The following is a 24,069-nucleotide window of genomic DNA, read 5'->3' as shown; positions in this document are numbered from 1 at the left end:
ACTTGTGTTAAAGCTCAATAACTATAAATCCCCAATCTTAATTCATAACTTTTGAGATTAGTTAGAAAATCATTAAAAATCAAAAAATTTATGACAAGAAAGAAAACATTAGCAGAAATCGCTGAACTTTGGAAAAATGACAAAAAGCTGTATGTAAAAAAATCAACCTTTTCCGCTTATGTATTGTTGCTGGAAAATCATTTATTGCCTGTATTCAAAGACGACTCTGAGATTGAGGATCAAGATGTGCAAAAGTTCGTATTTCAAAAACTGGAACAAGGGTTAAGTCAGAAAAGTATCAAAGATATTCTCATTGTCCTGAAAATGGTATTGAAATTTGGAGCAAAGAATAAATGGATTGAGTTCATCAATTTTGATGTACAATATCCTACGGTAAGAGAAACGCATACTATTAAAGTCCTAACCAGAACGCATCAGAAAAAAGTAATGAGCTATATTCAGGAGCATTTTACTTTTAGAAATTTAGGTGTTTATATCTGTCTTTGCTCTGGAATGCGAATTGGTGAAATATGTGCGCTTACTTGGGAAGATATTGATACAGATAATGGCATTATCAATATTCGAAAAACCATCCAAAGAATCTATGTTATTGAAGGAGGAGAACGTAGGACTGAACTTCTTATCGATACGCCAAAAACAAAAAACTCAATCCGTGAAATTCCTATTTCCAGAGATCTTTTGAGAATGTTGAAACCATTTAAGAAAATTGTTAATCCAGCGTTTTATGTTCTAACTAATGATTCTAAGCCCACAGAGCCAAGAACCTACAGAAGCTATTATAAAAATCTGATGCGATACCTGGAAATTCCCGATATCAAATTTCACGGATTAAGACATAGTTTCGCAACTAGATGTATTGAAAGTAAATGTGATTATAAAACAGTAAGTGTTTTATTAGGACATTCCAATATCAGTACTACATTGAATCTGTATGTTCACCCTAATCTGGAACAGAAGAAAAAAGCAATTGATCAGATGTTTAAAGCACTTAAATAATTTCAGTTATCATACAATATTTCTTACATTTGGGAAAACTATTAACAATCTTGTCAGAGTTTAAGGCTCTGACAAGGCTTTAACTAAACTCATAACCCCAAAATGTCAAGTCAACCAGAATATATTTTAGAACAAAAGTTAGTTGAACAATTGCAGCAATTAGGTCACAAGAAAGTCAAAATCTGCAATGAGATTGATCTAATTAAAAATCTAAAAACTCAACTCGAAATTCATAATAAAAAGACATTTTCTGATAAAGAGTTTGAAAAAATACTAAATCACCTTTCTAAAGGAAATGTTTTCGAAAAAGCAAAAATTCTTCGGGATAAATTTCACTTTACCAAGGATGACGGAAGTTCAGAATGGATTGAATTTATCAGTCAAGATCATTGGTGCCAAAATCAGTTTCAGGTAACCAATCAAATCGCACAGGAAGGTAATTATAAAAACAGATATGATGTAACAATTCTAATTAACGGGCTGCCTTTGGTTCAAATTGAACTAAAACGACGCGGTCTCGAATTAAAAGAAGCTTTTAATCAAATCAACCGTTATCATCATCAATCTTTTAATTCTGGAAACGGACTGTTTAATTATGTTCAGTTATTCATTATCAGCAACGGAGTTAACACAAAATATTATTCCAATAACGCTAAGCAAACTTTTAAACAAACCTTCTATTGGTCAGATGATCAAAACAACAATATAACACAACTGGATCATTTTGCACCAGCATTTTTAGAGCCTTGTCACATTGCAAAAATGATTACCAAGTATATCGTTTTAAATGAAACGAACAAGATATTAATGGTGCTAAGGCCATATCAATATTATGCAGTGGAAAAAATTGTTGACCGAGTAAAAAATACGGATAAGAATGGTTTCATTTGGCATACTACAGGTTCAGGAAAAACACTAACTTCTTTTAAAGCGAGCCAGATTCTGAAAGAAATTCCGAAAGTGGAAAAAGTAGTATTTGTAGTAGACAGAAAAGATCTGGATTATCAGACACAAAAAGAATTTGATGCTTTTGAAAAAGGAAGCGTTGATGCAACTGAAAATACGGCTCATTTAGTGAAACAACTTTCTAACAGTACCAAACTCATTGTTACAACTTTACAAAAACTCAACACTGCTATTACCAAAGAAAAACATGATAACAAAATTGAAAAACTAAAAGACAAAAAAGTTGTTTTTATTTTTGATGAGTGTCACAGAAGCCAGTTTGGAGATACGCATCAGAATATCAAAAAGTACTTTAAAAATGCCCAAATGATAGGGTTTACAGGAACTCCTATATCTGAAGTTAATTCAATTGGAAAAATAGATGGAGCTCCGGCAACCACTAATAGACTATTCGAAGACTGTCTACATAAATATGTAATTACAGATGCAATTCGGGATGATAATGTTTTAAAGTTTTCTGTAGAATATGTTGGTAGATATAAGGAAAAAGAAGGGAGTAACACTTACATTGATACTGACGTTGAAGCAATTGATACTCAAGAACTTCTTCAAAGCCCGAAACGGCTTGAAAAAATTGCAGATTATCTCATTTCAGAATATGGAAGAAAAACACATAGCAGTACTTTTAATGCTATGTTTTGTGTAAGCAGTATTGATGTTTTGCAGAAGTATTATGACCTTTTCCAAAAGAAAAAAGAAGAAGGTAAACATCAATTGAAAATTGCAACAATTTTCAGCTATGGAACTAATGAAGAATCCAAAGATGCAAATGGAATCTATGAAGAACCTGATTTTGCAATGGTTGCAGAGCCACAAGAACAATATGGCGATTCTCATAGCAGAAACGTATTGGAAAGATATATCGGTCATTATAATGAAATGTTCGGTACAAATTTTTCAACAAAAGACAGTCAAGATTTTTATAGATATTACAATGATATCGCCAAAAGAGTTCGCAGTAAAGAGGTTGATTTAATTATTGTTGTTAATATGTTCTTAACAGGATTCGATAGCCCGCAACTAAATACTTTATTTGTCGATAAGAATCTAAAATATCATGGATTAATCCAGGCATTTTCCCGAACCAACAGGCTTTTGGGTGATAAGAAGTCGCAAGGAAATATTGTCTGCTTCCGTAATTTAAAATCTGCAACAGATGATGCAGTGACTTTATTTTCAAACAAAGAAGCTATTCAGGAAATCATTATTCAGCCAATCGAAAATTACATTGAGTTTTTTAATTCTTCCTTAGAGACATTGAAGCTAGTTGCTCCCGAAATTGACAGTGTTAATAGTTATCAAACGGAACAGGAAAAGTTTGAATTTATAACTGCTTTCCGTGAAGTTATGCGTGTTCTAAATGTATTAAAATCATTTGCTGATTTCGACTTCGATAAAGTGAAAATGACTGAATTTGAGTTTGATGGTTACAAAAGTAAGTATTTGGATATTTGGACTGATTTAAAAGGAAAGCTAGGAACAGAGGGAAAAGAAAGCATTTTAGATGATGTAGATTTTGAACTGGAATTAATTCATCGTGATGAAATAAATGTTAACTATATTCTTTCATTATTAGCTAATCTTGCTGATTCAAATCTTAAAGGTGATAAATTAGAACAAAGGAAAAAAGAAATAAGAGATATTCTTTCCGGAGATGCTAAACTGAGAAGTAAAAAAGAGTTAATAGAAAAATTTATAGAAGAAAATTTGCCTCATATTTCTGATGGAAATGATGTGAATGATGAATTTGAAAAATTTTGGAACAAAGAAAAAAACACAGCTTTTGACAAAATTGCTGATGACGAATCTTTAAATAAAGATAGATTCAGAGATGTTATTGATGATTTTCTTTTTACTTCAAAAACTCCTAAAATTAGTGATACTTTAAAACTTCTTGAGGTAAAGCCAAAACTTACCGAAAGAAATAATATAGGGCGAAGAATTATTCAGAAAGTGCAAAATTTTGTGGATGTTTTCATTGATGGTGTTAATGCCTAATAAATAAAAAAGGTTCAGCATCTGCTGAACCTTTTCATATTATATTAAACTATTTCTTCTCAATCAACCTCTCCAGTCTCCCCATCATCTCATCCTTCTCCTTCAGCATTCTTTCATAAAGTTCCATCTTTTCTTCATGCATTTTCAGAATAGCTTCTACCGGATTAAAAACAGGATGTATGTTAATTGCTGAAGCTCCTTCTTTGAAATCAGTAAAAGTATTAGAAATAATATTCACCGCCTGCTCCTCATCAAAATTCTGAAACGCTTCCACCGGAATTTTCAATACTTCAGAAATTCTTTTCAGTAAAGGGTCTTCAATAATTTCTTTCTGTTCCAGCAGAGATACTTTCTTCTGGTTCCAGTCGTCCCCAAGGTCAAGAGCCAATGCTTCCTGCTTGATGCCCAGCATTTCCCTGAATCGTTTTACATTGCGTCCCTGATGTATTTTTTGTTCCATGATAAATCAACATTTATGAGGTTTAAATATAGAAAAATATTTGTGAAAATTGGCTCTTAAACCAATATAATTACAATCTTCATTCTCCACTTTTCATCTTTAAATACCCTACGAAAGGACCTAAAAATTCTTTCAATCCATATTTACAGTTTGTTTTTAGAAAATGTATGCTTTCCTGTAAACAAAAACTAAAGATTTTTCTTATTATTGTTACTTTCAAATCAATATTCCTGAATCATCTATGATTCAAAATAATAAAACTAACTATGAATACCTTTGGAAAAACCATACCCTATTCTTTGTAGATGGCACTCCCAATAGCCTCACCACTGCAGAACTCAGCAATTGGACAGAGTTCCCCGTATTAAAATAAGAGAATTCAGCAGTTTATTTAGACCATCATCAGCATAATAAGACTCTCCTTCTCTTGCAAACCTTTTACTTCTTGACTATCTCTCCATTACTTGAAATTATATAATTTTTTATAATAAGAGATGTATTAGTTTTAGTTTTAACTTGTAGATTATATTTATTATCTAGTGAAAAAGTTGTAACCTCTTTACTTGAATCATCTTCCGGTTCCTGCCACTCACCCTCAACATATAGATTTCCAACTACAGAATTATTTTTGATCGTTACTAAATAAAACCTATATGAAAAGTCTCCACAATCTTGTGGAATCAATATAATATTTATATCATTTTTAGTTGGAAGTGGTATATATCTTATGTTTTCTTTTTCACATGCCAACTTTTGTAGACCTTTAATATCATTGCATTTTAAATAATTATATTTTGCAGATTTATAATTAATTGAAGTGCTATAAGGTAATTTTATGGAAGTTTCTTCAAAGCAATTTTCATAAGGAATGATGGAAATGTTTTTTTTAACTAATTCTTTAGCGAAATCTGTAAAAGATTTTTGATTATCAACAGATTGAGTTTCTAAGAAACTTTCTTCTTCATCACCTACTTTAACTATTTTTTTTAGTCTATACGAATCATCGTAGGAAAAAATATAAGCTTCATCATAAGTGTCAGATATAACTTCATCAATATACATATCTACTGTAAATATAACTTTTATATTTAGCCCTGTCTGTGTAATTTTTGTTGCATTATACGTCATGGCACAACCTGAGCCACAACTTAAAACAAGAGATAATTTTAAATTGTTATTTTCTGGGATATTAGTTGTGTCACTATTATGATAGATCTTTTCTTTTTCAATTTTATCATTAATATCTTGTGACTCTGATATGATATTCTTTTTACATCCTACCATAAAAAGGGGGATGATTAAAACTAAATTAAATATTCTATTTATTTGCATTTTTTGAGTTTATTAAAACATTTTTTATTTGTTCTGGCATTATATGCGCTTGATTTAAACCATCTCCTTGGTAATAAGAATCTGTACCATCAGAAAATCTAGCTTCTCTTGAAATAACGTTACCTTTCTTGTCTTTTGTTACTTTATCACTAATTCTTTTTCCCTTTTCCACCGCAATACTCGCCCATTCTTGTGCGGCTGAATACATAGCATCTTCTAAGTTACCATTACCTTCAAGATATGATATTATTTTAGGTCTTTTAATTTTAATAAGATATTCATCAAAAATTTCATCTTGCTTATCTTTGTCCATTTTATCATTTAAATTAAGTTTTAAATTTGAAATTGCATCATTAAAAGTAATTGGAATAAGTTGATACCTGCCCACTGCAAAAAGGTCTCTGTTTTTCTGTTTCTCTTGAATCTCTTCCACAGTTAAGTCTGCTAGATTTAAATTATTTACTTCTTTAAAACCTCCTTTTGTTTTATTACATTTGTTATAATTATCCGATGATTCTCTCATTGCAATCAAATTACCAAACTCACTATGAGCCCATTTATATTTATAACTTTTTTTAGTTGTATCTTTCTCTTTTGTATTAGCAACTATTCCTTCTCCTATACATTTGCAAGTATTTGAATAATTTAATTCTAAGGCCAGTGCTACTATACTTTTACCATTTAACTCTTGAAGAGTCTTTACAAAAAACTTATCTTCTAAAAAAGAGTGATCAAATTCTCTTACATCATAATGAACCCATGTTTTTGCCCCTTTTTCTGTTGACTCTAAATTGAAAATGTTTCTTTCTTTCCAATCCCATTTTGCGCCAAGATATTTGTGGAAAATATCCTCTCTTATGGTTTCCATATCAGATGTTTTCTTAGTCCTTCCATTTTTATCATTAAAATGTAAATCTAAGGCCTTTCCCATGTGATTTGTTGTTGGTTTTTTTAAATATTCCTCATGAAATCTACATCTGTATCCGGAATTTACTTTATTAAAACCAAATCTTCCATCTTTTCTCAAATAGAACTTAACTGCTCTTATAGATGAAAGTAAGGATCTATGAATACCAGGATATTCGTATCTATGATAAGCCTCCTTTTTGTCTTTTAAGTATTTTCCCTTATTAGTACCGTCTCCAAACCCTGTACATTTTTTACATTTACATTTTATCTCTGTAAAATCAACTGTAAATTTACTTTGAAACTCATCAATAGCCTTTAGAACATTCCCACAAACTTTTCCTGTTTCAGGAACTTTCATATAATCTCTCTGAAATTGTTTAATCATTTTTTCGGTTCTGTCTGTAAACCTATCTGTTGGTACATTGCCACCAAAACCAGCTAAACGTATATTTATTTCTCTCATCAACTCGCTTGGAGCAGAACTTTTGTCAATGCAATATTTACCTCCACAATTTCTCTTTTCCGGTTTCGGCTCCCTAACAATCGCCGGACTTCTCCCACTCTCCACCTTTGTAGGCTCAGCATCTTCATTTACAGGCATCACCTCAGAAGTGACAGAAGTATCATGGTGGATCACTTCTATAAAATAATCCTGTCTTGCGCTGTCACTGCCACCATCTTTGGCCTTATTAAACATTTGCTTTGTAAGTTGTACATTATTGATGTAATTGTTGTCACCAATTAAAATACAATCTTTCTCAAAAATCAAATCATTAGTCCATTTAATATTATCTTCTTCCCATATTTTTACCTTTACTTTTTTGTCTTTCATCTCCTTTGCAACAATCTTTATTCTTACGGTGGTTCCTACTTTCAAAGAATGAAGTCTGTTACCATTGTTGTCAACAAATTCAGCACTCAAGATCTTTCCTTGGGGATCATCACTCTTTTTTCCGCCTGTCGTTACTGGGAACTTTGAAGAATTGTTTTGGGGTTTTGGCTTCTCTGACGAAGGTGTATTTCCCTTTGGAAACTCTCTTTTTCTTGGAGGTTCTGGATTATGAGTAGGGTTAACTACATTTACGTTGAGACTTGCTTTTTGTATATGTTTACTTACTATATCCGCTGTTACATAATATTCATGGGTTGCTCCTTCGTTTTTATCTCCTGATGCAGTTTGTGCATTGGCAATCAGCACCGCCATCGTGTAAAAAGGTAACCTGAAAACGGCTTCTGCCACCCCTTTCTCATTCACTCTGCTAAGAATAGGGGCGGGATTTATTTTATTTAAAGCATTTACTTTAGCGTTGTGCCCTTCACCTTGAGCATCATCTTCCCAAAGGGTAAAAGCAATATTCATCCCGAACATTTCTACACAATAGGCTCTTGCAATAATGGTGTCTTTATAGCTCAGTTTTTTACCTTTTGGAATAGCTTTATAATTGGCATCCAGAAGTTCCACCCTAGTTATTTTAGGTTCTTTAGCCCGTTGCGGATGGACAATAAGCTCTGCATCGAATTCTCCCTGACGTGCAATGATCTTTATTCCTTTATGAAATAAGCTTTTCTGTCCAAAGGTGAAAGGTATGGTTTGTCCCTCTTTATCACTACCTCCTTTTCTCCAGCCTGTTTTGGTCTCTACCATAACTTCCCAGTGTGTTTTTGGAACCTGCAAGGGATTCTTGATGAGTTTGAGAGGATCCAGCCAGTCGTTTACTGAAGAAACAGAGTACATTTCTTTTGTTCCTATCACAGGTTTATCACTTCCTATGATGATAAGGTTTTTATTTTCTGACATTACATTTGTGTTTGTTGTATTCAAATATAGGATTTACCTACAATGTTAAGTTTGTTGAAAAACTTAATTAAATACAGTGATAATCAAAAATTTAAATAAAAAACAAATTGATTTGATATTCAACCGGAAGAAAAATATTGTAAAGTAGACTTTAAATGAAATACAGGGTATATTTTAACACTATTTCTAAGTTTTAAAATTAGCCGAAGCCTGTTCATTGATTAAAAATTGAACTCAAACAATATAGTATTATTGTAAACTAACTAAAATATTTCAAATAAAACTTTTGTGCCTTTTGTGGTTTAAATATACTGGAACAAATTATAAAGCTTCATCCGGTTTACCAGATAAATTTTCTAATTCCTACGCCCATCATAATACTTTAACAACCTTTATACCCTATCCCCAGATAAATTTTCGTTCTTTTGCAAAAAGTTTTAATTTTTAAATAAGCCCATGTCAAAGTTTGATGAAATCCGGTATTTTCATGATCATGAAGTGAATGAAAGATTACAGAGCATAGCCCGTGATCCGATGATGAAAGCACTGATGAACTTTACTTTTCCCGGAGAGGATGAGCAGGTTTGGCTGGAACAGTTTAAAAATGTGCATTCCATAAGTGATTTTCAACATCAGTTTGTAGCGTATGCCGTTCGTCAGATTCTTGCCAAAAGTTCTGAAGGTTTAACGACTTCTGGCTTCGATAAGCTTGATAAGAACGCTTCGTATCTTTACATTTCGAATCACAGGGATATTGTACTGGATACTTCCCTTCTTAACCTTGTTTTGTTGGAAAGCGGCCACGTTATGACCGCTTCAGCCATTGGTGACAATCTTGTAAAGAGAAACTTTTTGAATGTACTGGCTAAACTGAACCGTAATTTCTTAGTTCAAAGAGGATTGTCAATTCGTGACCAGCTTAAAAGTTCACAGACCATGTCTGAGTATATTGATATGCTGTTACATGAAGAAAACCGCTCCGTATGGATTGCTCAGCGCGAAGGCCGTGCTAAAGACGGAAATGATGCTACTCAACAAGGGGTTTTAAAAATGTTGGCCATGGCCGCAGGAGATCAGTCATTAATAGATTATTTTAAAACATTAAAGATCGTTCCTATCTCTATTTCCTATGAGTATGATCCTACCGATTCCTTAAAAATGCCTCAATTATTGGCACAACACAGAGAAGAGGCATACATTAAAGGAAAAAACGAAGACTTCAACACCATACTCAGCGGAATTTTAGGACAAAAGAAAAGAATTCATATCCATGCTGGTGATGTTATTGATACACAATTGGATCATATTGCCGCTACCGTTGAGAATAAAAACAAACAGTTGCAGGCTATTGTACAGTTGATTGATGATTCTATCATTAAGAATTACAAGCTTTGGCCTACGAAATACATAGCTTACGATCTGATCAACAATACAAATACCTATGCTTCTCAATATACAGAACAGGAAAAACAATTGTTTATCCGAAGATCAGAGATGCGTATAGATCCGTCTGATCCTGTTTCTAAGGAGTATTTCCTGGCGATGTACGCCAATCCTCTGGTAAATAAATTAAAAGCAGAAGAAAAATAATTTCTTTACCCACAGATCTGCACAGATATTCCTTCTTATTTTAGGAGGAATACCTCAAAATACTTGATTTTTTTTTGGCCACGAATGCACGAATGAATAAAGAATTCGTGCATTCGTGGCTAAAATTATACATACGCTTAGAAGGATCAATAAAATTGATTCAACTCTTTGCTAGCTTAAAAATATAGCAGAAACCTACTGAAAACTTTGCGTCTGAAAAACAAAAGAATTTTAAAACATTAAGGATACTTTACAGTTCCTATTATTTTATAACCACAGATTTTCTCAGATCTACACAGATATTATCGCTTCTTTTTAATAGGAATCCCTCGAAATAATTAAAGATTTTTTTGGCCACTAATGCACGAATGAATAAAAAAAATCGTGCATTAGTGGCCAAAATTATACATACGCTTAGAAGGAATCAATGAAATTGATTCAACTCTTTGCTACCTAAAATACACCAGCCTTATTTTAGAAATCTTTGCGTAAAAAATTTAAACATTAAGAAAAGTGAAGATTCATCAAAGATGAAATTATAAGGTTGTACAATCAATAGCTTCAGCCATTCCCTTACCTATTTTTATCTTCTCTACCCTTTTAATGGTTCAAATATCTTGAATCATATTCATAAAATCACTATTCAGGCTGAATCCGGAGCACTACCCTTTACGGGATTCCGTAATTTTCTTTACTCTGTTGTTTGTAGTTTCGGGCATTATAAAACAAAATGTTTTTTTATAACCTCATTCAAAAAACAACAGATACATTATGAATAAAAAAATGACTCCTGCAGATCTCTTTTTGGGAATTCTTGCAATCTTACTGATCAGTGTAAGCTTTTACCAGACATGGCTTGGGCTGCAGCAGATCTTTGGCCCTGCATCATTTGTCATTGCCTTGGTTTTATCATTGCTCCTCCTTTTCCTGTGCTGGATGCTGAGAAGTGCCAAACTGGAAGGTAAACCTACCGGAAGTCTGGTGGGAATTTACATCTTTATTGCCTCGTTCTGCTTTATAGCCAATTTTAATGCATTGTACACAAGGTTTATGAAAACGGATATTTATACGGATGAGCTTCGTGATATTAATAAAAATTTCACAGCTCTTGAAAACGATGTGGAATCGAAATTAAGCTATAAGTACAATAAAGCAACCACTCAAAATATTGAGATCAAGAAGAAACAATTGATGGAACAGATCAAAGACCCTGGAAATAAAGGCATCGGAACCCGTGCCCAGCTTTTGATTAAAGATATCGAAAGATTAACCGGTCAAAAAGTAGATCTTCTGACACCTGTTGGTGAAGATTATGAAGATCTTGCTGAAAGAATGGGAAAACAGATTGATAATATCGTTTCAGACCTTTCTCCTGAAGAAAGAACCTTAAAATCAGATATCAATAATGCTGCGTTTAAATGGAATAAAACCATCCAGGACCTGTTGCTTTTATCAAAAAAGGATAAGGACGGACTCTCTCAGGGATTGATTGATGAATCTCTTGCTGATTATAATAAACTGGGAAGCAGAGCACAAACGGTTCTGGGAAATGATAAAATACATTTTGAGCCTGTCGTTTCAAAAACCCAGCAGGTCGGAAAAATAGGTTTTGCCTTTGAACATGCCATTAAAAACTTCGGAATGTACCAGTTTGTGGTATTGGCCGGCTGTATTTTACTCGATTTTGTGATTGTTATTATCATTTTACTGGTCACAGATTCAGGAAACTACAATGGAAACAACAGAAGTGTATTTACCAATAAAAGAAGCGGTAAAACCATCATCCCTAATAACTAAACTATGGAAACCAACGATCAATTAAAACCACTTTCTTTTGAAACCGAGGAAACCTTAAAGCCTCTTTCTTTTGATTTTCAAAATGACACCAAAGAAGATTTTGTTCCGATTGCCAAAACAATTTCCAATGATATTAAAAATAAGGAAAGTAACTTCGTTTTTTTCTTTGGAACGGCAGAATCCGGGAAATCTGTTATCCTTTCTTCTATGCTTTATTATCTCCGGTCATATGCCGGAGTTTTGAGACCGAAGCTAGGAACTCCCAACTCTAAGGAAGCCAATGTTCTGCTTTCCGATTTTTTTGAAAATATCAGACAGGGTATCCTTCCCAACAGAACGACAAGGGATCAGGTAACCCGTCTGGATCTTGTTTTTGAACCGAATAACCGATCAAAAAGAGTACTTCCCATAGATCTTACCTTCCTGGAAACTTCCGGGGAAAACCATAATGATATCCGAAGAGGCGGAAGCTATCACAGCAGCATAGAAACTTTTCTGAATGCCAATATTCCGCTTACATTCGTCATTGTTACCAGCTATGAAACGGCATATAAAGATGATTCTTTAATCAATGAATTTCTGGATGAGCTGGAAAGAAAGGGTAAAAATTTAAAATCGGTGAATGCTATTCTCGTTATTTCCAAATGGGATAAATCCGGAAGAATGGATGTGGAAAGTGCCGAAGCTCTTGATGCTTTTATCTCTGAACATCTTCCTATGGCCTCACAGCGTATCGATACATACGGTTTAAGTAAAACCTATTACACTATAGGTAGTATTCAGAATACCACCGGAAGTGAGAAAATTGATCTGTTGAATCTTTCTACGGCTGAAGTGCTTGCAAAATGGCTCTACAGAAGTATTACAGGCTATGATCTGGATTATGAAGGAACATTCTGGGAACGTATAAAATTTAGTTTTACAAATTAATGGACAATACCTATTTTTTCTCCGCATTCGGGACTTTTGGGAACCCGAATGGTTTCAGACAAACCTTTTTTCTGGGTGGAAATCAAAGCATTGCTAAGGAAATAAGAACCTTTGATCTAAAAACGGATGCTATTAAGCTGTTTCCTCAAAGCAATATCTATTCTATCCGGAAGGATTACGCCGGTGGGTGTAACCTTATCTCCTATTCTGTTTATACTTTTGCAAAAGAACAGAACTCAGACAGGGGTGGAACTTTTATAGGTTCAAGTTTACTTTTCGTTAATAAAATTGCTTCTGAAGGACTTATCATTAATGCCCTAAATGACTTTCAGAACAGTCTCGAGAAAAATAATCTTTCAGAAGATACGATTACCATCAATCATTCCGATCAGTTTTCTATCCGGAAACCTAAGGATTTTGATAAAATAGGATTCAATGTCCGGGAAGTGGATGAGCTGGATTTTACCCGATCCAATAATAATTACCTTGTGGTATACTGTGAGACCAATGCTGCCCAACTGCAGATCTTTTTCAGCAAGGCCATTGATCTTCTGAACGTTTACGACACCATTTATTTTACCCAAAGTCATGAGATTGGAGAATTTGTAAAGCAAAAAAGGATTTTTAAAATTGTAGATACTGATGGTTTTAAAAAGGAACTTGATTACCTTGAGGAAGAAAGACTCCGAGCCCTTCAAAACGCTATCGCTGAGCTGGAAAAGGAAAAAGTGGCTTTACAGGATGAAAAGACGAAGTTGCTTGAGGACCTCAACAGACAAATCATGCAAAATGAAAAGCGGCATCAGGAAAATGAAGCTAAAATAAAGGAATCCAAAAACGGAATTGAAGTCATTAGCAAAGAATATGATCAATATTCAGGAAAAATAGAGACCCTGATCCGGGATCTTACAGCTGACGGAAAGGTAGAATCGGCTAAAAAAAGACATCTGGAAAATAAACGGTCATTCAACCATACTATTCAACAAAACAGGAATATAGAATCATTACCTTCTCTATCATCTTCATCCAATGGAAGAACGCAGACCACAAAAGAGAACCCTTATCCTACAGGTCTCTCCGGTTTTCACAGCTCAGGCAGAAATCAGGAAAAAGAATTCAGGCTGGATGGTTTTAAGGTCGCTACTTTGGCTTTATCACTGCTGTTGATTGGAACTTTAATCTTATGCTTCATGTGGATGCCAAAAGAATATTTAAAGATGCTCTCTCTATAAGCAGATATTTCTGTAAGCTTTGTCGTTTTAAAAAGTTTCGGGCCATTTTCTTCGAAAATGGCCCGAAACTGATTTATAAAGCGCTGTAAAACTCACTGTTTATAAACTATTCATTTATTTCTTCACTGAATCCAGATGTTTTCTCATCATTTCAGAGGCTTTCTCCAGATCATTTTTTCCGAAACGTTTCATAAGAGTTCCTTCCAGCATGTGTCTTCTTGATCTGTCCGGATCAAAAAAGTCTTTAAAGATCGTAAAACGTAGATTTTGGCTGCTATCAAAGCTATCACTCAAATTTTCATTGAGGATTAGCAATGTGATATATTCGTATTGTTTATCGCCTTCATCCCTGATATCCTTATTGAACTGAATCATTTTTCCATCCCTGATCCAGATATCATATACCAATGGATAATGCATTGGTCCGCCTTCGTCATCACTGAAACCATTATAAGTATATTGAGGTTTGCCTAGTTCTTTACGTGCCAAATCCATGTTTTTCTGATAATAATTAGCCTCTGAATGCGGAATGGTACTGAAAATACCTCCCACCACCTTTCTATTTTTCTGATCCAGAATAAAATGGGCATAATTGAATTTAATATTCCTGAAAAAAGCAATTTCCGGCACAGGAATTCCCTCCATTACGCCCTCTTCTTTAATTTCTTTTTCAGGAGAATTATCGAACATCTCTCCTCTTTGACTATAGTAGGCATAATCAGGATAAAAAACATAATTTTTAGGATCAATATCAAAAACATCTATTTGATAAGCTCCTGTGAATACATCTTTATTATAGGCATTCAGAGAGTCTACGTTCACCTTTGCTGAATTAAGAATATTGTGGCTTTGATAAAATTCTTCCGGTGAGAAGTTCTCAAATTTTATCTGCTCAATATCTGTAAGGTTTTTCGTTCCGTCTTTTTTACACGCCACAATAACAGGCAGAACGACCAATAGCAATAATAATCCTACAATAGAATGCTTCATTAGTTTTTTATTTGAAACCATAAATGTAATACAACCCTAAGCAGGAATGGAATGTTTTTCTGTTTTTATTCAGGTTTTGAAGCCGGAAGAAAAAGACTCTGAAAATCTCCAGGAATAACAATACCTCTGTTTTCACCCTTTTTAAAATCACTTTATATGGACAATCAGTAATTAATAACTAAAAGTAACTTCCAACCTCCATCTTCCATCTTCCATCTTCCATCTTCCACCTTCCAACCCTCCTACTCTATTTCACAATTTTCACCCTCATCCCCTCAGAATGTGCACTCATAGCCGGTGCATACATATTCTGGAAGGAAGTAATTCCATTGGAAAAATCTCCGGCATTATTGGCTTTTAATTCATACTCAAAGACATAAGTTCCCTTTGGCAGGGAATCAAAAAAGAAATGAGTCGCCACATCCCGGGTACTTTCATAATAACCGGCTCCGTTTTGCCATTTATAGGCAGAAAGGACATTGACAGGTTCAAAACCGCTTGCCCGCATATCTTTTAAATGAATATATTCCATATCTTTTCCGGTACGGATTACCAGTCTTACCGTTACCAGATCCCCCAACTTAACAGGATTTTCCGGAGTCACTTCCTTAAGTTTGCTTTCGTTCCCTTCAAATACCTTCAGGAAAAGCTTTTTCTCAAGAGATACATCAGATGAGTTGTGGGCAATCACCTTATCCATATCTTCATAATACAGGTAATACATACCGCCCCAAGCTACTCCCGGACTGTTTTTCTGAACTTCAAGGGTTGCTTTTTCACGGGTAACCTCTTTCCAGGAATAGGATTTTTTGAAGAACCCTGCTTCTGAAGTTTTAGAAAGATCATTCGCAGGGAAAATGGTTTCGTTTCCTAGCTTCATGGTGATTCCTTTTTCAGCATCCAGCCAAGATTTCCCATAGTTTAACAAAGCATATACGGCTTCAGTAGTGGATTTTGTAGTTCCCCAGCCTTCTGTCTGTCTGTTTTTCAATAGCCATACCTTCATTTCTTCTACACTTTTTGCATCTTCCGGGTTGGTTTCTGAAAAGGCTTCTATCAGCATGGCCTGTGTTTCTATAGGAGCCTGATACCAGTACCATCCAGAGATATTATTGTCCCAGTACATTCCATTTTCTTCAGAATTTTTTGCTGCTTTTTTCAGATCAGCAACGCATTTTTTAGCAAAGTCATTATATCCGTATCGTTTTAAAAGGGTAACAATCATGGCCTGATGGTAAAGACTGTATTCATCAAAGGTCTTCACATAGGTATTGGCTAATGTATTGAGTACTTTTTTCAGTTCGGATGGAATTTCTGTATCGTTCCAATAGCTTCTGTAGTAGAAATAGGAGGCATAATCGCCTACATCCAGTTTATCACTTGTTTTTCGGTCATTGATCAGTTTGTCATAATATTCTTTATCCAGATAAGCGATGCTGTTTTTGATCACATGCTTGATTTCACTGGTAAAATATTCATCGGATTTTCCTTTCAGCATTTTATTCAACTTTCCGAATCCGCCGAGGATATGTCCGGAAATGGTTTTGTCTTTTCCACCACCAGGAAACCAGGAAAAGCTTCCATCAGGATTTTGGCGGTCAACAAGGTCACGCTGTGCCTTTTTGAGATCACGCTGCATTTTATTCAGGTTAAAGAAAACGGCGAGCTGCTCCATTTGTTCTTTCTGGTCTTTAATCCTGCTCAGCCATGGAGTTTCCCCAATAAGGATTGATTTCAGTTTTTCATTGGCTTCTAAAGGATTGGATGGTGTTTCTTTGTCATTCCATTCATCAAAAACCTTCCTGATCTTTGGAGAGGAATTCATGATATAAGTGGAAAGCATATTCCCATACAGCCTGCTGAACAGCTGTTCTGAACATTCATGTGGGAAAGTTCTCAGATAAGGAATTGACATTACCGCAAACCATAACGGATTGGATGTAAGCTCTACACTCAGATTGAAATTAACCGCTGAAGTAGATGTATTATTCAGTAATCCATTCATGGTATAGGTCTTAGTCTGCCCTTCTTTGATAGAAACCGGAACAGTTTCCGTTACCAGCATCCTGTCCGAAAGTATAGGAAGAATATTCTCTTCACCGTCGGAATAATTCTTTGTTTTTGCCAATATTTTATAGCCTACATGATCCAATGCATAAGGAATTTTAATATCCCAGCTTGCCTGTGCAGAACCTTTGGCTGAAATATTCATCTTCTTCAGGGAATTGGTATTTACAAAAGCTGAATCTAACGGTTTGGAGGTTGCCGGATCAAAAAGATACAGCATAATGTCTCCTTCTGCTTCTTTATCCGACAGATTATCTATTTTAGCTGAAAGCTGAATTTTATCACCCTGTCTTAAGAACCTTGGTGGATTTGGGGTTACCATCAGCTCTTTTTGTGTTCTGGTAAAAAATTCGGCAGACCCTGTTTTGAGATCTTTGGTGTGGGCAAACAGAATAAGCTTCCATTGCGTAAGGGCTTCCGGGGAAGTAAATTCCAGCTTTACGTTACCTTCTGAATCTGTGTAAAGATTAGGAAGGAAAAATGCGGTCTCATCCAGATTGGTTCTTGCTTTTACATTTTTCAGCAATTCTTCTTTCATAGCTTTTTTAGAAGTGACCACAATAGCTCCTCCTTCAGCACTGTTTCCATATAAAGCTACAGCTTCAGTTGGGTTGAGTTTTTTGGTTTCTGCAATATCCTCCTCTGGGATATTTTTATCCGCCAGTTTTCCATCAATAATATAAACAGGGTTTTTATTTTCTGCTTTCCGCTTATATCCTGATGCAACCACAACAACCTCATCCCGTGATGCTTCTGATATATACATTGCAGAGTTTGACGTAGGATTTGATAAATCCAGAACCCTGATAGAAGTATTCTGAAAATAAGGGGCCTTGGGAGAAGGATAGAACTGATCTGACTCTAAGGAATATCTTTCACTGCTTCTGTTAAAATTCATCGAGCTGGAAGAGGTCAGTTCCCTGAGGAAGTCATTAAGGGACCTATTATACGGGTCGTAATCTCTGTATTCATTGGAAAGATTAGGGTTATAAGGATTGAAACGGTATTCATTCTTTCCAAACTGATCCAAAGAGGCATCGTACATAGAGGCCAGCACCTCAGCATTAATTTTCTCCTTATCTTTTCCTTTAATGGTTAATACCCATTTTTCGGGTACTCCGGGTTGAATTTTATCCCGGAAAACCTGAGTGGTAATTTCAAGATTCCGGTTCGTATTTTCTTTAATCTCTAATTTTAAAGTTCCTTTGGCAAAATCGTTATCGTGAATAAAGTCATATTCAATGTACAAACTTCCTTTGAGATCAGCATCAGTAATGGTTACGGGAATATTTACAGATCCATTCTTCATGGCTATCTGTTGATAATCATCTTTCTTTTCATCATGAACAAAACGGTAATTCATAAAGCCTTCTTCAAAATCTGAATAAAAGGTAATGATGGCTTTATCTCCCACTATATACGACTCTTTATCTGTACGAACCCCGAAATAAGACTGCTTTCCGTTTCTGAAAGTAACATTGTCGAATACTTCAATAATCTTAAATGTTTTGATAGTATCCTGCCCGATGACGGATTGTGCCTCTAAAAGATATTTTCCAGGTTCGGGATTCTTATGGAGACTTACCGTTTCACTTTCTGAAGTATTGAATTCCTTTGAAAATACAGGCTCTCCTTTTTTAGGCTTAACTACACCATTCGCCGGATAACTTATGTTTGGAAAATAGGTATCAAAAAGTTCTTTATCATAACTGGAATGTACTAATACTTTATCTTCAGAATCTTCGGAGTTATACCTGTTGTATCCTGATTTTTTGATGAATTTAGGAAGCAGGATCTTGTTCTCCTCTTTCAATGGAGTAATGGTTAGCTTTCCTTTAGCTTGTATTTTCTGATCGTTGAGATTAGTCAAAGATATTTTTACAGATTCCCACTCTTTCTGGAGCATTTGCTCTGAACCTTCAATACTGATTTTAGCTTTTGTATCACCAATATTGATGATGGATTGGCTGCTTTGTGATTCTCCGTTAATATCAGTTACATAGAAAGAAACAGAATACTGATAGTTTCTTATTTTACTTTTACGATCCAGTTCATCTGCTTCTGCTTTAAATGAAATACTGAAATTTCCATTATTGTCGGCAGTTATTTCTCCATGAGTAATTTCAGTTTCTTTTTCGTTATAAGCTGGGAAATAATAATCTTCAAAATAGTTTCTTGAGAAATAGATTCCCTTTCTTTTCACTGCATATTTTACTTTGGCTCCGGAAATATCAGCTCCTGAAAAAGCTTCTGCCTTCCCACTTACTTTTACCTCATCTCCCAACTTATATGCTTCTTTTGCAGGATTGATGTTTACCCGGAATTTCGGTCTTTTGTATTCTTCAACCCTCACATATTTATTCTCATAAATGACATTCTCTTCCTTTTCCCCTGAAATTTCTCCCAGATCAGCGGTCATCACCAGAGAATAATTTCCTGTGATTCCTTCGGATGGAAGCGTAAATACTCCATTAATACTTCCAAACTCATTGGTAATAGCTTCTGCTTTAGCAATTTCTTTATAGTTTGCATCCATCAGCTTTATTTCCACTTTCTGCTTAGGAAGGATCTTTGTTTTTTCATAATATTCCTGCGCCAGAATTCCTTTGTAAAAGATTTTCTGCCCGGGACGGTAAATCGCACGGTCTGTAAAAATGATAAAGTCCTTCTTAACAGGCTCTTTTTTCTTCTTCTCTTCTTCTCGGCCTCTTGTTTCACGATAATCTCTATCAATGACAAAATATTTTTTCGTCTGTGGAAAATAAATAATACTGGCATCATATTCCCGGTTCTTAGATTTTGGCAATGAAAACATTCCTGACGCATCAGTGACTCCATTTCCGGTTTTTATCAGTTTATTTTCTCTTTTCTCCGAATATTTCTGTTCATATTCATTGATATTCTGATACATGATATACTCAGCATTGTTTATGCTTTTCCCAGTCTTGGTGTTCACAGCCTGTAAAGTCACCATCGTATTATCTTCAAATCTTTTTATATAAAAAAGGTCTGAAACGGCAAACATCTTATTGTTATGATTATTTCCCAAAGAGCTTCTGATCTCATACAATCCTTCTTCCAGGGGTGGAATGGCCAAAAGTGTCTCATGAAGCCTGTAATCCCCAAATTCTTTCACCGGAAATATATCCGTACGGAAATTTTGAGAACTATAGGTAGAATTGATAGAGGAAATCAACTTTTCATTTACAGAATATCCACTCCAGACCGGCTCTTTATCAAAATCAATCTTAGCTGATCTTTTGCTCAGTTCTATTTTTACTTCATCGGTATTTCTATAGGTTGTCTTCATAGGAATATATTCTCCTGGAAGATTCCTTTCCGGAAGTTCGATAGCCAGATCTGAACGTTCAAAGTAATTAATCAAACCTTTACAGTAACTATTCCAGTTAGAAGCGGGAATATGATCAATAGCCCTTTGGCAGAGCTGATGGGCAGTCAGAAAATTGTTATCTGAGGCTTCATGCCTTTCAAGATCAGCTGCCTGATAAAGAAGATAGGCTGAAAAAGGTTCTTTAGGAAAAGCATCTGCCAATGCAATCAATTGCTGTGACTGTTCTTTTGCATCACCTTCAATTTCTGTGCTTTTAAGGTAAATCAAAGCTGTTTTATCTGAGTCCTTGGTGTGAAACTGCAGCAGCTCCTCTTTAATTTCTGTGATCTTTTTCTTTGCAATCTGATCATAATCAAAGGGTAGATTCTGTAAAAATCTCAGATAATCTGTTGCTACAAGATCATAAAGAGTCGGTTTATACTTTGTGAATTCCTCATTTTCTATAAGCTGTTTCCAAAGTTCTGTTTTTTCATCCTGCAATTTTTGTTTATTGGAAAATACCTGGCTGTACAACTGCCCTGCTTCCCTGTAGAAATCATTTAAAGCCCAGGTTTTATAATCGTCTGAAAGTTCGCTAAGCGGTGTACTATCTTTTTGCTTCATCCTTGAGCTGTACTCACTGATATAGGATGTGTAGATATTCGCCAGATAATACTGATAAAGGGTTTTGCGCAGTCCTTTGGTTTCTTTTATTTTTTCCCGGAGAACAAGGATCTGATCGGTTTCAGGATCGGTATTCTCATCACTCCAGTCATAATACCGGCTCATCAGTGTTTTCACTTCATATTGAATGGAATCTCGTGAAGACAGTTTAGATTTAGGATATGAAAAGGGAGATGGCATTGATATTCCTGGTTTCAAAGCCCTGGGAACAGGTTTGATAGGCCGGACCTGAGAAAACAGGCAGACTGAAGCCAAAAGTGGTAAAATAAAATATATTCTGAATGAAAATTTCATGATCTTTAAGTTTTAATAGGGAAAATTATTCCTGAACGTAGTTAGGGATCTCAATCACATCACCGGAGCTTTTGGGAATGAAATATCCGCCGTTTCTACGAAGAATCATGTATTTCCCGGGAGTCAGGCTAATGTAAATAAGCTGGGATTCCTTTTCATTGATCTCTGTTTTTCCGGTAGAAGAATACCGTGTCCTTTTTCCCATAAAATTGAAGGATGAAAAATACAGCTGCTCAGAAACCGGTTTATTTTTAAAATACGGATTCGTCCATGTTTTTTTGGAAAATCTCTGAAAAATCACCTCTTTAGATAATGTTTCCACATCAGAAACGGAAATAAATACAGCTTCTGCATCCCTGTACTTTTCTATCGGTTTCCAGATTGCATCGTTATCATCTCTTTTTAACTGGATAAAATCGACTCCATTATCTTTAAAGAAATTATATACTATTTCCCTGTATAGATCATCAGTAGGATGTTTTTCCAAAAACCTGACGGCTCCACGATACTGAATAATATAATTGACCTGTTCCATATTGACTTCTGAAAAAGGAAAGCTTTTAAATTCAATATAGGAAGGAGGTTCGGCTACAGCACTTTTTTGGGTATAGTAATAGAAATATTTTCCGTTCTTCAGCTCTCTTTCCGGATAAAAATAAGAAGTACTGTCTATCTGCTGAATGAGATCTCCGCTCTCATCAAAATGTCTGGACTGAACCACCCTATCATTACGGTAGAAATATTCTACAGCTGTTTTAAGGTTTTTTTTCCAATAATAGACCTTTTTATATTCCCGGGTTCCTGCTTTGGGCGGTATACTGACGTATTCATCAGATTCTGTTTTTGTATTGTATCTCTTATAATCGGAAGTGGAATGCACATATCCCACCGTTCCGGACTCAATATAACCGTCTTTATAAATGGCTTCGCCTAAAATACTACCATCCGGTTTATATTCTATGGTTTTGCCAGATTTTAAACTGTCTCCGTATTCTACAGCTTTCCAGATTTTGCCGTCATCAAAGTAATAGGTCAGCTTTTTCTGTTTGGTTTTATTGATGTAAGAAGATCCGGAGCTGTCATATTTATTAGCATCATACCAAAAGACATCTCCTACCAGATTTTTTGTTTTTCCTCCAGCAAAATAACCCTGCATCTGAAGCACATCTCCTTTCACATAATAGTCCCGGAGCAATTCTAAAGTCCCTGATTTCAAAAACGGAAGCGGGCGGTAATACACTGCATTTGATTTCTGGGTTTCCTTCCAGCCGGAATCAAAATACATGGCCTTTGTCTGGGCCAAAAGCAGTGTTGGAATGTATAGAAAACAGAGAAGTAAATAATTTTTTTTGAGCATATGTGGTTATTGAGCATTTGTTGTTTTATAATTCATCATCGTCTTTTCTGAACACTCACGGATACGACTTTTCCCCGACTGTCATAAGTGGTCACTTTTCCTTCACAATTACTGTTCAGCGTTGAAACGGATTTGTTTACTATTTTCCCATCAGCAATAACAGTAAAGACCTGTTTCCCATCTATGATTTGAGATGTATTTTCTGAAATTGTTTTCCCTTCTTTTCCTTTGATGGTTAGCTTTGAATACATTCTTTTGGTATCAGAATCATATTGATAGGTATTGGTAACAGGGTTTTCACCATCATAAATACAATCTTCCACCAGTATTCTCCCGAGGTTGTCGTAGGTATAATAGGTTTCTTTTGTAATCTTATCTTTTTTATTGAAGTTGTATTGTACCTCTACCTGCCCTTTGCCATTCAAATGAAATTCTTCCCTGGTTCCCCAACTGGAATGAATAATAAATTGATCCGGCAGGTATTTGAAAGTAAGCTTCATTTCCCTTTTCCCATTCTCGGAATTCACTATCGAATCCAATAGTCCTACTTTATTAAGATAATGCTTCTGTATACTTTCAATGCCATCCCGTAAATACACATTCTCCAATACTCTCCCGTTCCTGTAAGTAATATTGTTGGTGTAGCTTATTTTTTGCTGTTTTTCATCCAGATAAATGATGTTTATGAAGCGTCCGTTACAATTTCCGCTGTCTTCAAAAGAAGTCAGAGGATAATAGGTGGTATTGCTGTAATTAATAATCCGGTCTGCATATTTCTGATCCGGAGTAAAAGAAACGGCATCTATGGAGTTCCAGACATTTGAGACTTTTTTTTCGGCAACCTGATTTTGTTTATCAGTTTCCGATCTCTTTTTCAGATCTTCGGATAAATATTTTTTCACCAAACGTTCATAATTTTTGGTATTGTATTCAATGATGGGTTCATTTTTTCCATCAAATAAAATCATCGCTGTACGTTTTGGAAAATACTGAACATTTACAAACCATGTGGTGGCTCCATTTGAAAATTTAAAGGCTTTAGCATTGGTTCTGCCCACCATTACCCGTTCTGTAGCACCTCCAAACTGTCTGTAGAGATGATCTGCAACTGCTTTATGATTGCTGATATGTTCTTCTGATGCAATAATGCTTTCATTTTCTACAAAAAACAGTGCTTTGGAAGGATTGGAGATTCCGAAATCTGCTTTATCTTCCGGAACAGCCAGCCTGGTCACCTTGGGAGAGCAGGCGCATACCAACAGAAACAGCAGTATAAAAGGGAATATTTTCATCATTATTAATCTTATTTTTAAAAGT

Annotated in this window: 13 protein-coding genes; 6 read left to right on the top strand and 7 right to left on the bottom strand. The window is 35.1% G+C overall.

Annotated features, from left to right (window positions below; translation table 11 throughout):
* Nucleotides 1–90 precede the first annotated feature (90 nt).
* A complete protein-coding gene (locus DRF65_RS13155) occupies nucleotides 91–1,017 on the top strand; it encodes a tyrosine-type recombinase/integrase (RefSeq protein ID WP_115971225.1) in 927 nt (308 codons plus the stop codon).
* Nucleotides 1,018–1,119: 102 nt separating this feature from the next.
* Nucleotides 1,120–3,981, top strand: coding sequence for a type I restriction endonuclease subunit R (locus tag DRF65_RS13150; protein ID WP_115971224.1), 2,862 nt, complete (start codon nucleotides 1,120–1,122; stop codon nucleotides 3,979–3,981).
* Between the two features lie 49 nt (nucleotides 3,982–4,030).
* Here the strand turns inward: DRF65_RS13150 and DRF65_RS13145 are convergent, their stop codons facing one another.
* The 3 genes from DRF65_RS13145 to DRF65_RS13135 all read right to left on the bottom strand — a co-directional run bounded on the left by DRF65_RS13145 (nucleotide 4,031) and on the right by DRF65_RS13135 (nucleotide 8,480).
* Nucleotides 4,031–4,441 (bottom strand): helix-turn-helix domain-containing protein, encoded by a 411-nt coding sequence (locus tag DRF65_RS13145; protein WP_115971223.1) that lies wholly within the window; start codon nucleotides 4,439–4,441, stop codon nucleotides 4,031–4,033.
* A gap of 438 nt (nucleotides 4,442–4,879) precedes the next feature.
* Nucleotides 4,880–5,773, bottom strand: coding sequence for a hypothetical protein (locus DRF65_RS13140; protein WP_115971222.1), 894 nt, complete (start codon nucleotides 5,771–5,773; stop codon nucleotides 4,880–4,882).
* Complete coding sequence (locus DRF65_RS13135) at nucleotides 5,760–8,480, bottom strand: peptidoglycan-binding domain-containing protein (RefSeq protein ID WP_115971221.1); 2,721 nt, start codon at nucleotides 8,478–8,480, stop codon at nucleotides 5,760–5,762. The genes DRF65_RS13140 and DRF65_RS13135 overlap by 14 nt, the downstream gene beginning before the upstream one ends.
* 456 nt (nucleotides 8,481–8,936) lie before the next feature.
* Here DRF65_RS13135 and DRF65_RS13130 point away from each other — a divergent pair, with 456 nt between their 5' ends.
* The 4 genes from DRF65_RS13130 (at nucleotide 8,937) to DRF65_RS13115 (ending at nucleotide 14,029) form a co-directional block, all read left to right on the top strand.
* Nucleotides 8,937–10,070 carry a 1-acyl-sn-glycerol-3-phosphate acyltransferase gene (locus tag DRF65_RS13130; protein WP_115971220.1) on the top strand — a complete coding sequence of 378 codons (1,134 nt, stop codon included), beginning with the start codon at nucleotides 8,937–8,939 and terminating at the stop codon, nucleotides 10,068–10,070.
* Nucleotides 10,071–10,841: 771 nt separating this feature from the next.
* Nucleotides 10,842–11,867: a hypothetical protein gene (locus DRF65_RS13125; protein ID WP_115971219.1), complete on the top strand. Its 1,026-nt coding sequence runs from the start codon at nucleotides 10,842–10,844 to the stop codon at nucleotides 11,865–11,867.
* Between the two features lie 3 nt (nucleotides 11,868–11,870).
* Nucleotides 11,871–12,797 (top strand): hypothetical protein, encoded by a 927-nt coding sequence (locus DRF65_RS13120; protein ID WP_115971218.1) that lies wholly within the window; start codon nucleotides 11,871–11,873, stop codon nucleotides 12,795–12,797.
* Nucleotides 12,797–14,029 carry a hypothetical protein gene (locus DRF65_RS13115; RefSeq protein ID WP_115971217.1) on the top strand — a complete coding sequence of 411 codons (1,233 nt, stop codon included), beginning with the start codon at nucleotides 12,797–12,799 and terminating at the stop codon, nucleotides 14,027–14,029. Before DRF65_RS13120 ends, DRF65_RS13115 begins: the two co-directional genes overlap by 1 nt.
* A 114-nt stretch (nucleotides 14,030–14,143) precedes the next feature.
* Here DRF65_RS13115 and DRF65_RS13110 read toward each other — a convergent pair whose 3' ends face one another.
* The 4 genes from DRF65_RS13110 to DRF65_RS13095 all read right to left on the bottom strand — a co-directional run bounded on the left by DRF65_RS13110 (nucleotide 14,144) and on the right by DRF65_RS13095 (nucleotide 24,047).
* Entirely contained in the window at nucleotides 14,144–15,019 is an 876-nt protein-coding gene (locus tag DRF65_RS13110; protein ID WP_123947337.1) for a hypothetical protein, read from the bottom strand.
* A gap of 247 nt (nucleotides 15,020–15,266) precedes the next feature.
* Complete coding sequence (locus DRF65_RS13105) at nucleotides 15,267–21,395, bottom strand: alpha-2-macroglobulin family protein (RefSeq protein WP_115971215.1); 6,129 nt, start codon at nucleotides 21,393–21,395, stop codon at nucleotides 15,267–15,269.
* Between the two features lie 25 nt (nucleotides 21,396–21,420).
* Nucleotides 21,421–22,752, bottom strand: coding sequence for a hypothetical protein (locus tag DRF65_RS13100; protein ID WP_115971214.1), 1,332 nt, complete (start codon nucleotides 22,750–22,752; stop codon nucleotides 21,421–21,423).
* Between the two features lie 35 nt (nucleotides 22,753–22,787).
* Entirely contained in the window at nucleotides 22,788–24,047 is a 1,260-nt protein-coding gene (locus tag DRF65_RS13095; RefSeq protein WP_115971213.1) for a hypothetical protein, read from the bottom strand.
* Nucleotides 24,048–24,069 lie beyond the last annotated feature (22 nt).

This window comes from Chryseobacterium pennae, assembly GCF_003385515.1.
Lineage (GTDB): Bacteria > Bacteroidota > Bacteroidia > Flavobacteriales > Weeksellaceae > Chryseobacterium > Chryseobacterium pennae.
The sequence above is the reverse complement of the archived record's forward strand: the minus strand, read 5'-3'. Positions and strand labels throughout refer to the sequence as shown.